The sequence below is a fragment of the Flammeovirga kamogawensis genome (assembly GCF_018736065.1).
GTDB lineage: Bacteria > Bacteroidota > Bacteroidia > Cytophagales > Flammeovirgaceae > Flammeovirga > Flammeovirga kamogawensis.
Genome location: NZ_CP076130.1, coordinates 605108 through 619087 on the forward strand (window position 1 = coordinate 605108; position 13980 = coordinate 619087).

The window sequence follows — 13980 nt, forward strand, 5'->3', positions numbered from 1 at the left end:
GATATTTTCAAATGTGAAGTAATCACTGTTCAATTTTAGTTTGCATGTCTCGTAATACAAAAATGGTCGTTAAGACATTATTAAAGGGTTTGAATTATTCAATAAGTAGGACTTATCATCCATTATATAAGTAAATTGGCTGTTTTGAACCGTTATATACATTCATTGAATTTATAGTGAACAGCAGTTATTTATCAAAAAACAACTGCTGTCCACTTCTTTTATTGCTTTATAAACTTCTTTAAGATTATCTCTCCATCAGAAATTATATTTACGTAATACATTCCAGATGATAGGGTATCTAATCTAATTACCGTTTCTTGTGCTTTAATATCTCTACTCATTACTTGTTGCCCCATTCCGTTAAAAAATACTGCTTTTGTTCCTTCTTTAACAGTGGTCATTTTTAATGTAAGTTGAGTAGTTGCAGGAACTGGGTAAAGTACTACATCAGCGTTCCAAACATCTCCGATAGAAGTAGGTCCATTTTCTCTATATATCCCTTCAAATATTAATTCAGGAACTTGCTCATCAACTGAATAAGAAGATGAAAATCTCACCCAATTAGAGCCCGTCACTTTAAAAGTCACCTCCTTCGAACCTTGTTCTAACGCCGCTTTTACGTAATCAGACACATCGAAATAGTAGTCTATTTGGTTTCCATTATGTTCCATACTCGGAATTGTATTTTCGGCAAGTATTGCAGCGTCATCTGCCACTAAATCACTGCCAGACGTACCTAAAGTAGTACTGTAAGATACTTCATTAGCAAACCAAGATGTTGCTGTAGAACCAAAAACATTTATATCAGAATCTTCCGACATGTTTGTCTTATCTGCATATAATTTCAACATTACTTTATCTACACTTTCCATAACAGAAAGATCAAATTTTAAGTAAGTAGCCTTATCGTTACTACCAATTTCTAAGTAATTACTTGTTGCAAAATTTTCTGTTGGATATTGTGATGTCACATACGTATCATCTATAATATCTGCAGCAAAATTCTCTTTTGCAATTACTTTATACTGATACACAAGGTTTCCATCCTGAGATATACTTTCTACAATACAGCCTGCGTATACATCTGCAACAATTTGGTGCGTAGATGGGGCAATTACTGTGATAGATCCTCCTTCTGGAGCAATAACGTCTTCTAAAAATTGTGCTTTGCTTTGTGCAATATCAATACCTTCAATTTCTCCCATTTCTGTTGCCTCTGTTGGGTGAATGATTGAATAAGTAGCCGAACTTATTTCTGCAGAAGTAATTAACTCTACTTGTTTTGGTTTAAACTGAAAAGCTGAAATATAAGGTGCATTTGCAACAACAGAAGATCTATATATTGACGTGAAAATTGCTTTTCCATCAGTATCTAAAATGTTCGTAATTTCTCTAATAATAAAGGTCTGCACAGAATCTGCTTCGCTAATTTCTCCTAAGTTTAAAGGAATCGAAATTAGTTGATCTTCGTCTGATTGATATAACTCAATAAAGCCTACTCTTTTAAATAGTCCTTCTGGTTTAGCATCAAATGTTACGGTAGTCTCATCAAAATCAACTGCTGCAGCAACTACTTCGTAACTTACAGATGTTCCTTTGTAGGCTCTTCCTGTAATATTTAGATTTACTTCTGTAAGTGTATCTAAATTCATTAATGAACTCACATTAAAAGACAATAAGGCTTCTCTTAAATAGGTGCTATTTGTGGCTGCTACAATTTCTATCTTAGAATTATCAAAATAATTTTTAGACGAGTTACTTCCTCCTCTTACCATTACGTCTTTTCTAGATGCATACGTTTTGTTTTCTGTATTAGAGAAACCATAATGAATTGTATACACTTTAGAAATACCATCTGCAGAAGATACTTCTATTTGATGTGTACTTCCATTTACTGAATGTTTAGGCGTAATTGTTACCGTATTACTTGCATCTGTATCTACAATAAGCGTTGGCATTACTGCTTCTGTAGATGTGTGTGCTACAAAGTAATTTTCCGTTTCTGGAGAAAATTCTTCTATTTGTTTTCCATCAATAGAAATACCAAAAACTAGTGTACCTTTTGCTAAACGGTCTGTCAATTGCTGTTGGAACACAGAGGCTGGATACACTCCTTTTTTATTTAAGCCTTCAACATAAATTCCTGATGTAGCTCTATCTGCTCTAGAACCTGCAATTTGTACATTAGAAGCTTCAGGATTATAAACACCAATTACTTTACTCTGAGGGTACATTAAGTAACTTTGCTCTTCCTGTCCAAGAAGTGCCATCCACCAAGCATAGAAAAATTCATTTTCAATTGCACTAATTTCGTTAGGTACTTCTAAGTTCCAGAATACATTAGCAATTCCACTATTTGGCATATTTTCCATTGCTCCAGATCCTTCACATCTAATATTATTTACATTTTCAATTAGGTTAGCCGCTGGAAAACCTCCTCCATGAAAATCGACTGTACCGTCATAATCACCTAATTCTATATTTGTAAATACATTACCAACCATTATACCCGTACCCCCAATTGGGTGCGTTCTAAATGCTGATATTTTAGCATCTTTTAAAACATTTCCATAACCGTTAACTTTAATACCATGATGCCCATCTTTACCAATAACATTTATACCTTGAAGGGTAAGTCCTTTTGATAAACTGGTGTTTAAATCCCATGTAAAGTTTTCAAAAGTAACATCTTTCACCCAAGAGTTTGATAACTTACTCAATTGAAGTGCACACCATCCGTAATCCATTTCATAGACTGTCTTTTCATCTTCTTGAGAGCCGTCTTCGTTCTTACCATGGTGCTTGTATTCTCCAGACCAAGCCGAAGAAAAACGTAGGTTTTCAATACCTGTTTCTGTAGTATAATTTGTTGTTGAGATCACCGTTTCATATCTCGTTTCTAAATCAATCGGTAATGGCTCTTTTATAGAAATGTGTTTTCCATTTACGTTAATTACCTCTACAGACCACTGAAATGCTGTTGATCTATTAAAGCTTGACCATCTATCATCTTTTGCTAATGGGAAGACCATTTTTCTAGAAGCCATATCATCACCTTCTGCATTTTTTACTGTGATTAAAATAAAATCACCAGCTTTTAATGCTGTTTCCGTATCTACAATAAGGTGTCTATCACCTTGTATTGCGGTCTTTTCTAGTTTAGCAACCTCTGTTCCCGATCTACCCCAAATACGCATTCCAAATGTTCCAAACTCAGTACCTTTTCGTGGTATTTGATTATGGAAATACAATACAGTTCCATCTTCTCCTTGGCCTTCACCTCTTAAAACAATATTACTTTTACTGAAGTTAATGGTTACTAGATCTTCAGGATTTGTTAGAAAATCATATTGCCCTTTAGGAAGAAGTAGTACTCCACCTCCCGCTTTTCCCATTTCTTCAAATGCTGTATTTAACGCTACTGCATCATCTTTATTATCATTTGGAAGTATACCAAAATCAACTGCATTATGCGTAACCGAAAGTGTTGGAATTTCAATTTCACTGTTATGATAACCAGCATAGGAGAAGTTAGGTAAAATCGACTTATCTCCTTTCTCTTGAAAGTCTTTCCAAATTTCAGGAATCCATTCTGTCGCTACTGGTGGGGCAATACTTTCGGTAATAGTTACTGTGTATGGAAAGACGATTTCAGACTGGTCTACTGTATTTGTAACAACAATATTGAAAGTATATGTTCCAACAGATGGCTTCTCATTAAATACAATTTCGTTACTTTCATTTATCGAAACTACTGCTGCGTCTTCTCCAGAAATAGAGTAGGTATATGTAGCATTTTCAGCTCCTCCTTCTGTAGTAAGTTCGCCTATTAAAAATGATTCTGTTATATCATCTTCATTAATTTCTTGCTGATCAGATGTATTTCCTCCAACTACTAAACTAATTGTTGAATTAATACGAACCTGAACCTCTAAAGTAGTTATTTGTCCGTTATCTGCAGTTCCTTTTATTATTAATGATGCTGTAGGTTGCGTTGCCGCTTCTAGAGCTTCTGCTGTAGTTATTGTTCCTTCAGTAAGCGTAAACAAATTAGCATCATCACCTTCTAAAGTATACGTTACAGCTAAACCTTTGTCTTCTTCTACAATTGTGGCCACCTCAATTCCTGCATCTCCTTCAGTAATTTCAGGGCTTTCTGGAGTTGTTGCAAATGCTGGCACAGGAATTACATCTACATTAAAAGAAGAAGCTGTTGCCCCGCCTGCGTTAGCTGCTGTAATTGTAAAACCAGATGGTCTTGTAAAATAATCAAGTGATTTATTTAAGATGACATCATTTCCACTTAATCGATAAGTTGGATTTGATGTGGTCGTTACATTACAAATTGGAAGGATCGTATTTTTGATATTTGTATCAGAATATGTTGCTCTAAATGCAACCCATAATTTTGTATTCCCTAAAATATAAGCCGACAGGTCTAAATTTGTTACATTGATTCCTGATAAATCATCTAAATTAAAATTATCTAATTTCAAGAAGTCTGCAGAAACATTTTCTTTAACAACTTGCCAACCTGAATGTGTTAATGGGTTTACAGGAGCTGTAGTACTCACTACAATTTCTAAAGAATTGTCTGACAAAGTTCCGTAGCGAGATGCTCCACCATATTCTAAAACTAAGTTCGATATATCAGATACATCAATTGCTCTATCTAATAACAAATAAGATGTAAAAGCTTCTTTTGTCGCATCGGTACCATTTCCATTTTTTATTAATGGATAGTATACTTCTTCACCGTTCAATGTTATTTTTTGGGTACTCCAAATCTTAGTATATGATGCACCTTGGTATTCTGGAGTAATAGACGAAGCATTTGTAAAACCATTTAAACCATCTGACGAAGGATTGGTTACATACGCTTTTTTATGAACTCCTGGAGTAAACTTATTTTCTACTAACGATACTATTGTATTCGTTCCTGTATAAGATACTGTCCCTACAGTTGAAGTAGGGACAGTATTTTCTATTATTTCTGTTGCTGTGAATGCTAGATCTGTTGGTGCAGCTTCTGTCTCCTCATTCTCTACAGTTATTTTTACAGATGCAAGGTAAATTTGTCTTGATGTAAGTTCATTAAAAGATTCATATTTAAATGCAATCCATATTTTCTCTTTACCTACTCCATAATCCGAGATACTCACCTCACCTTGGGTTAAACTTTCAAGGTCTAGAACATCATACCCTCCTGATGCATTTTTAACTTGATTAAAAAAGATATCATCCACTTGAGTAGAGAGTACTTGCCAATTAGTATGGCCAGATAAATCAGACGTTGGGTCTGTATCTGTTACTAAAATTGATACATCTTGATGTGCATTTGACCCGAACCTATACAACCCGCTATAATTTAGCAGTATATCTTTTGCTTGGTCTACATTAATACCTTCAGTACATAAATAAGAAGTAAATGCTTTTTTCTGAGGTTTCACCGAAGGGAAATAGGTAAACTTAGATGCACCACTTTCACTTAAAATATTAATTCCAGAAACAGACCATGTTTGTAACCACATACTACCAGAATAGGTAGATGTTAAATAATTTGTTGATGAAGTGTAGCCATTTAATCCAGAAGAGATTTCTTCGTCTGCTTGTGGTTTCGATTGTGTTCCTTGCTCAAAAGCAATTTCTGTTTGTGCAAAGCTTTCAAAGCATAAAGTTGTAAGGAAACTTAAAGCAAAAAAGCTAAATAGTAATTTCTTTTTCATACATACAATGTTTACAATAAGTAATAATTCTGATAGAGAGAGAGAAAGAATTTACACTCCCTCTCTCTTATTTGTTAGTTGTTATTTAAGCGTAATGTACGCTCCATTTTTTGTTATATTCCCGTTTTTAGAAGTTCTCTCTTTAGAGTAAAACTCCGAAGTAACGGGTCTGTCAGCCACACTTTGTAATGCTATAGAAAACTCTTGTTTCTTACCAGAGTCTATAATCAATTCTTTTATTTCAATTGCTGGAATACTTACTGTATACCAAGCCCAACCACCTTGTTCTCCTTTCTGAGTAACTTCAAAAGTTCCTATTTTACCACCTACTTGTGGGGCTTTTTTCCAAGTAATACTCTCTTCATTCCACTTATTAGATAATACGGTATGAACATCAATAATTGCATTTTTATCTGTTTGTTTACTAAATGCTTTTCCATACACATGTAAAACAATAAAATTTGCATTATCTAGTCCATCAATATTTTTCATGCTAAACTTCAAATAAGTTCTTCTACTGTACTTATTTTCTTTTTTCACATTACCTACTCTTAGCTTATTGCTTTGTGTGCTACCCATTGTTTTCACACTAGACTCACCACACTCTACATAAGCATCTTGCTTTACTTTTATTTTACCACCGTTCTTTGGTTCACCTGCTTGTACTAAAGAAACCATTCCTAAAGAAAAAAGTAGTATAAAAATTCTTGTTTTCATTTCTGTATCTATTTAATTGTTTGCGCTATTCGTATTATTAATCTATGTTACAAATGTACTTTTGATACTTATTAATAAGTGGAAAACTTGTACGTTTGAGAGGAACATTTATTCAAAAAACTGTCTTTTTGTTACTTTTAAGAGGATTTTCAGCGTTTACAATAAAAAAGTGTTGTATTAACACTAAACTTATTTGAAATGAAAAAAGCCACACATTTTTAAATGCATGGCCCTCTTATTGTTAAAGCAATTTTTGATTTAAAAAAACAAACCTTCTTTTTTCAAATCTTTGATCCAATCAGGTAACTCACCTAATCTTAATTCTAACTGTGCCTCAAATAAAGATGTTGTTTTAACGGGTGTACCTACAGATTCTAATACATCAATTGTAGAAGCATCAAATGATGCACCTTCCTGTCCATGGAATCCAACTACAATAGGAGGAATAACTTTCCAAAACCAAGTATCTTTTGCCCAAAAAGTAAAATTCTGCTCTGCCGCATCTGTCTCCTTAAAGTTCCAAATTACTAAGTTTCTTAAATGGTTTGGAAGGTTTTGTCTAGCTCCACCACCTCTGCCTGCAAAGAATCCACCTTCGACACAATCAAAAAGTGTGTTTCTTGGTTGTGAGGCATGAGATTCAAAAGATGTATTCGGTGTCCATCGTGTTCTCCAAATAACATTATTAGATGATGATCCGCCAGATACTCCATAAGAATGCCATACACCTGCCTGGTCATCACAATTTGCAATTAAAACACCCATAGATGCCGTCATAGAAATTGCATTATGCCCTGGGTTACCTTCGATAACACAATTTAATGCCGTAACTGCCGCAGATTTAGTTATGTGTACAGATCTACTAACATCTTTAAATCTACAATCTTGAACCCAAGAATCTGTTACACCATTTAGATTTAATATACTCCAACCTCCATCATGTACAGCATCTTTATGATGCTTAAATTCATCTTTCCAATTTCCTTCAAACGCTAAATGTTCAAAACCAATATGCTCTAAATGTGCATAAGATTTTAACGTCCACTCGTGTTTTGATTGTACATCATAATGAATTGGTTCTTCAAAAATTACATTCTTTCCTTCTATTGCCTTAACAATGTGTTTTTCGTTTACAATCACACCTTTGTTTAGAATGGTTTTCCAAGAAGGATCGCACTTAGCAGGGGCTAATTCATAATTTACTAAATCTGGAGCATTGTTTTTAACAGACAATAGAACCCAATCTCCTACTTTTATCTTATTAGTATTATCTACTTCAACAGAAAAAGTTTCTCTCTTTGCATTTCTGCTAACGTTAGCAAGAAACTTATCAGCTCCTTTAGGTACTGTTTTAATTGCAAAAGGTGCTGTCCATAATTTTGAAGGATCTGCAGCCTTTAAATCTAAATCAAAAAATAAAATAGATCCATCCGTTCCTTTTCCTTCTCCTCTAAATACAATATTAGAAGATCTTACAGTGATAAGGTCTGTCTTGTCTTTCTTAGTATTGATGTAATACTTTCCTTTAGGGAAAAAGATAATCCCTTCTCCATTTTGTTCTGCTGCTGCAATTGCTTTTTGAATCGCTTTTTTATCTGATTTTTTATCATTTGGTTTTGCTCCAAAATCTGTAACATCAAATATTTTGTAGTCAGCTACAGGTATACCCACTTCGCTATATTCATATCCTACAAAAGAAAAGTTGGGTAACTTTGGTGTTTCTCCTGTCTCTTGGCATGCTTTGTACTCTTTCCAAACTTCACTTTCTTGTGCAAAAACTGAAGATATAGAAACACTCAAAGTTGCTAGTAATGCTATAAGTAATTTCTTGTTCATTTCTTTCTTATATATTTGATTGTCTTTATTTATAGTCACTCAAATGTACGTATCTGCTCTAATTGTATAGGGTAGTAAATTCCAATTTTACTCCATAAAAGTACTATATATCTGTTTGTAGTTAAAGTATACTTATTTAACTGATGTAAAAGCGATGCTTATAAGTATTAATTTGTACAATTATTGAGGCAAAATGGGAACTATTGTTCAAATACATGTACATCATCATTATTATTCTACTGCTTGTTTTCTTTTTCTTTATTACGATTGTATAGCTTAAAAAATGCCTATTATTTTAAAAGAAAACGTAGTAATCAAAAACTTATTTTGAAGCTTTATCTAATTTTTTGAAATAACTATTAACCTTATAATCACAATACTTTGATAAAGGAGCCTGCTTTTTAGGAATCTCTTTTATTAACTTTTTGATAATTTGTTCCGATGTGTCTAATTCAGCAATATTATTCCATTCATTAGGATCGTCTACAAGGTTGTATAATTCTTGAGTGCCATCTTCATATTGAATAAACTTATACTTTTTATCTGTTACCGCTATATTGTTTTTACCATAGGATGTTATGGCAACGTGATTCCACTTCACGTAAGTATTTCCCATTAACGGCACTAAAGAATGCCCATCATTTTTCTTGTTTTCTGTTAACCCTGCCAACTCTAATAATGTTGGGTAAATATCTACTAGTTGAACAGGTTCATTAGTTACTTTACTGCCTGTATTTTTAGGTAATTTAAACGCAAGTACAGAACGTGTATCTCTTGTCCATAATGCTTGTTTTGCAAACCTATTCTTCTCTCCCAAGTGATACCCATGATCTGAAAATAAAACAACAATGGTGTTGTCTGCATATACCGATTCTTCTAAAGCATTTAAGACTTTACCTATCTGAGCATCCACAAAATAAATACAGGCTAAATATGCTTGAACTGCCTCTTTCCATTGTCCTCTTTGAATAAGTTCCTCTGTAGTTGGCATCATTGGGACATCTGCTATTTGCCTACCTAAAGTCGGTACATCTTGTAAATCATCTTTTTTATATGGAGGTAAAACAATATCATTTATTGGAAATGGAGTAAACCATTTTGCAGGAACATACCAAGGTACATGAGGTCTTACAAAACCGACTGCCATAAAAAATGGCTTATCATGTTTTTGTTGTAATTGATTTACTGCCCATTTTGCTGATTGAAAATCGCCTGTTTCTCTATCTTTTTCTGGAAACTTGCCCCAATCTGTTACCGTTCCTTTTGGTTTTCCAAACCATTCTGGATTGTAATTAAAATGCTTTTTAGGGTAAGGGCCATAGGTATCGAACTTATCTCCATAAACATCAAAAACATGCTGGTCGTCACCCCTATGGAAAATCTTACCAACACCTATAGAAGTGTATCCATTTTGTTCAAAATAGTCTGGAAGGTAGATCGCTTCTTGTACCACCGTATTTGCTTTTTTAATAACGGTGTCCTCTAATTGAACATAATTACCTGTAGTTGTTGGATACATACCTGTTAATAAACTAGCCCTTGAAGGACCACAAATTGGTGCCTGACAATGTGCGTTTGTAAATAAAATACCTTGATTGGCTAACTTGTCAATATTAGGCGTTTTTACTTGTGGATGACCTCCAAGAACACCTACCCAATCGTTTAAATCGTCTACAGCAATCATTAAAACATTAGGTTTTTCATTTTCTTGAGCTGTAAGGTACAAAGGAAAAAGAATGCACATCGTAATATATAAGGCAATACGTCTCATTTCTTGTCTGTTAATTATTGATTAAAGACAACGATACTCTATTTATCTACGCACTCCAATAAAAAAATAAATTGTGTACAATCCTGCTATTTTTATGTATTTCTTAATGGTTTTAGATAGTGATTAATCTTCGAATTATATCATTTAAGGAGTCTTGTGCTTCTTTCATTACAGGAAGAAAAGGCCAAATATGTGGCATGTTTTTTCCTTCAATAACTTCTAGATTTACATTGGCTTTCTTCATCTTTAATTCGACCAATTTTGTATCTGGATACATAATGTCGTTTTGAGAAAGAAACAAGGTTGTTTCAGGAAACCCTTCAAAGTCTCCATACAAAGGAGAAATCATAGGGTCTTTCAAATCCATGGTGCCTGCACACATCTTTTTTGCACTCAATACTCCAGCTCTTGAAAGCATTGGGTCTAATTTTTCAAAAGTATTAATTTCTGGATTAGACATACTAGCATCCATTACAGGAGAAACAAGAATTAATTTAGCTGGTAATTCAATTTCATTTATTCTTAAACGCTGAATTAATGCAGTAGCTAAAGTACCCCCAACAGAATCTCCGATAATAGCAATATGGTTTGGTTGATAATTCTTTAGTGCTTTAGAATATATTGCATCAATATTTTCAGAGATTTTTGCTATCTGATTTTCTGGTGCTTTTGGATAATCACACATCCAAATTGTATAGTTCGTTTTTATTGCAATTTCTTTTATTGTATCCCAATGATGTTGAGTAGGGCCAGAAATAAATGCACCTCCATGAATAAAAATTAGTAATTTATCAGCTTTTTCTACACATCCTATTTCTGTAATTAAGGATTCTAAAACTTTAATTTTTTGCAGTATATGTCTCTTGAAAAAACGATTATTTGGTAGCTTAACATCTTCTTTCCTAATCTTTTTGAAATCTATTGGTACCTTACTAAAGTCTCTTTTAATTCCTTTTAATTTTATAACCAAGAGTATGATATAATATGCTAAGCTTTGTTTCATTTTTAAATTTTTGTTATTAGATAATCAACCTGTGAGAGAACATTACCCAAATATGGAGTTTTAGCTGTTATAGAGTTCAATATTTAAGGGACTATTTTGAGATCAATTACTTCAGTAATTAAAGTTGAAAACTTTATAAGTTTAGGTATTTCCAATTTTAATGGTCTTCCTTTTAATTTTTCACTTTTGATTAAAATTCTGAATTCTTTCTGATATTCATATTGTTTAGCCTTGTGAAAATACCCAAGTTTACCATTATAACTTTCTTTATCATAATAATTAACTTTCTCGATTTGAACAGATGATGATGGATCGATTTTTCGTATACTTTCAAAAATAGAATTCTTTATAAAATGATAATTTTTATATGCAATTGCTGATGTTCCAAATTCATATACTTTTTTATCAAATTTCTCAATATGCTCATCGCTATTAGAATCAATTTCTATTAAATAAAAACAACAAATTAAATACGGCATTTCATTTTCCTTAACTTTAAAGTTAAGTTTCAATTTATCATTGTTTTTTTTATTAAATGAAACTTGGTTTCCATTATCATCAGATAACTCTATGCTATCTCCCTTAATTAGTTCTAGAACTCCTTCATCAAGGTCATTTCTATTTGCAGTATCTTGTTCATATTTAATAAAGTTATCTATAGGGCTAAAATATAAATATTCATTGTAATACATATCATTGATATATTTACTTTCACCAAATTTCAATAATAGTTTTATTTTATCTTCTTGCATTTCATAAAAAATAAATTTTAGATTCTAAAAAAGTGGAAACCCTTTTTTTAATCAAAAAAGTTAAGATTATCATTTAAATCTTACACAATTTGTATAAAGTGAAAATTGTTATCACCTTCCTTCAAAGATATAAAATAGAAACATATTTAGAAGAGAAAACATAAATAGTACGATCTCTAAAAAGATAAACCCACTAATGTTTGATTATGCTTTTGCTAAAATTATATCTATGGTCCCTTACTCTCTGTATATACACTATAAACATCAATTATGTAATGGTATTATTTATTTTCTAATTCAGTTATTAAGTTTTTGCGTGCTTGTTGCTCAAAGTTTGTTTTAAACTCAGAAGTTTTGAATATTTTATCCATTTCAAGAAAATGTTTTAGAACTTTCTTTCTTCCCATATTGTACAAGAAGTCAGGATAAATCGAGTATTCTTTTCTTATTTTCTTTGTATAATCTAAATATTTTTGAGGCTCATCTCCTAAAATAGCAAGGTCGAAATCTAGAAGGAAATTAGTATCAGATTCCGTGTTATACTGATGGTTTTTTGTTGCCAAGATTTGTTCGTAACATTTATCTACTCTATCGTTGAGAAAGCCAAGTCTTTTCAATCTATTACTAGCTATTTTAGCACTTTCTAATTCGTTATCTGAACGTTTTGAGTTGTAAATAATATCGTGATAGAAAATTGAAAATAGTAGCGTATCGAAATCCACTATTTTTGATTTGTATTCAAACGCCAACTCAATCATGTACGCTAAGTGACTCAGGTTGTGATACTCTCTGTTTTTATTTGAGTAGTTTATATTAATCTCACACCATAGTTCATCAATCAGTTCTACATCAGATATGTAAGTTGCCGTTAAATCATACCATATTTCTTTTAGATTCTTCAAATTAATGTACCTCAATGTGTTGTTTAAAAATTTTCAATACTTTACAACGGATTGGCTATACGCATGGCGATTGTGTATAGCTGTTGATCGCAGTTTTTTGTTCAGAAATTTAATTTTTAATGACCTTACCAGTCTTTAATTGTTTTTCAGTGTTTCGTATTTCATAAAAATATATTCCGTTAGGTATATAATCAGTATTTATAGTTGAATTACCATAAAAGGTCTCTTTTAATATTTGGCGTAAAAGATTGTCGTAAAGAATTAATGTGTAGACTTTGTTTGGTGTAAGTTGAATAATTAGTTGGTTGTCAAATGGATTTGGATAAAGGTTGACAGAGTCATTACTGTTCTCTTCACTAATTCCAAGTGGTATTGAACAGAAATCTGCAAAAAAGCTTCCAATTATGGCGCTTTGATTTATATCTTGATTGGTAGATCCAAAAGTGGGAATTGGCGTTGAACCACTCCAAGTATGACCTCCATCAATAACTTTGTAAAAAGTAACTTCAGTATCATTCTCTCCATTTCCGTAGTAATATTTTTCAACTGTTGAATTATCGGTAGGGTTAAGGTCCGGCATAGGAGTAATTATTGGTGTGGTGTTGCAGTTATTGTGGTCTACCCACCATTGAATAGTATTGATTACAGGAGAAATTAATGTTGTTCCTCCGTAGGAAACGATGTTGTCATCAGTGCCGTGAAAATGCATGATGGGTATCTTGGGAGCGGAAGAGGAAGCGTTTTGAAGGGCTGTAGACATGTTTCCTGATCCAACTGCTATAGCTGTAACAGCATGAGGTGTATTGTTAGCAAATTTATAAGTCATAAAACCACCTTGTGAAAAACCTGTAACAAACAAACAACTGTTATTCGAATATTCTGTGCGAATGGAGTCTACCAAATTCGAGAGAAAGTCTACGTCAGAGTTGCCGATTGTTGTCCAAGAATTTGACTCAGCATTTGGGTAGACAACTATAAAGCCTAAAGAGTCTGCTACATTGTTAAACTGCGTGTAGGCTTGTTGAAAGGATGCACTTGAACTAAGACCATGTAAATTAAGGACAAGTGGATATTTGTTAGAGGTAGAGTAACCTGCTGGCTTGTGAACAATGAAAGTTCTATAAACACCTTGATCGTAGATACTATCTAGTTGGCCAAATGCTACATTTGCTAATGTTAAAATCGATGAAAGTATTAAAATTGTTATTTTCATTTATTTAGTAATTAACGCTAAAAGTTAAATGTATGAAATGTTGCCAACTTTGAAGCT

General features: G+C 32.8%; 8 protein-coding genes. All 8 read right to left on the reverse strand.

Annotated elements, in window-relative coordinates; translation table 11 throughout:
* Positions 1-221: 221 nt before the first annotated feature.
* Positions 222-5729 carry a DNRLRE domain-containing protein gene (locus tag KM029_RS26465; RefSeq protein WP_144077005.1) on the reverse strand — a complete coding sequence of 1836 codons (5508 nt, stop codon included), beginning with the start codon at positions 5727-5729 and terminating at the stop codon, positions 222-224.
* A gap of 81 nt (positions 5730-5810) precedes the next feature.
* Entirely contained in the window at positions 5811-6446 is a 636-nt protein-coding gene (locus KM029_RS26470) for a CBM96 family carbohydrate-binding protein (protein WP_144077007.1), read from the reverse strand.
* 258 nt (positions 6447-6704) lie between these two features.
* Positions 6705-8282 (reverse strand): DUF4955 domain-containing protein, encoded by a 1578-nt coding sequence (locus KM029_RS26475; protein ID WP_144077009.1) that lies wholly within the window; start codon positions 8280-8282, stop codon positions 6705-6707.
* 322 nt (positions 8283-8604) lie between these two features.
* The gene (locus tag KM029_RS26480) at positions 8605-10053 is read right to left on the reverse strand and encodes a sulfatase (protein WP_144077011.1); all 1449 of its coding nucleotides are present in this window, start codon (positions 10051-10053) and stop codon (positions 8605-8607) included.
* 112 nt (positions 10054-10165) lie between these two features.
* Positions 10166-11056, reverse strand: a complete 891-nt coding sequence (locus tag KM029_RS26485) for an alpha/beta hydrolase fold domain-containing protein (protein WP_144077013.1) — start codon at positions 11054-11056, stop codon at positions 10166-10168.
* An 83-nt stretch (positions 11057-11139) separates the two neighbouring features.
* The gene (locus KM029_RS26490) at positions 11140-11808 is read right to left on the reverse strand and encodes a hypothetical protein (protein ID WP_144077015.1); all 669 of its coding nucleotides are present in this window, start codon (positions 11806-11808) and stop codon (positions 11140-11142) included.
* A gap of 281 nt (positions 11809-12089) precedes the next feature.
* Positions 12090-12710, reverse strand: coding sequence for an HD domain-containing protein (locus tag KM029_RS26495; protein ID WP_144077017.1), 621 nt, complete (start codon positions 12708-12710; stop codon positions 12090-12092).
* Between the two features lie 109 nt (positions 12711-12819).
* Positions 12820-13923 carry a T9SS type A sorting domain-containing protein gene (locus KM029_RS26500; protein ID WP_144077019.1) on the reverse strand — a complete coding sequence of 368 codons (1104 nt, stop codon included), beginning with the start codon at positions 13921-13923 and terminating at the stop codon, positions 12820-12822.
* Positions 13924-13980: the final 57 nt, after the last annotated feature.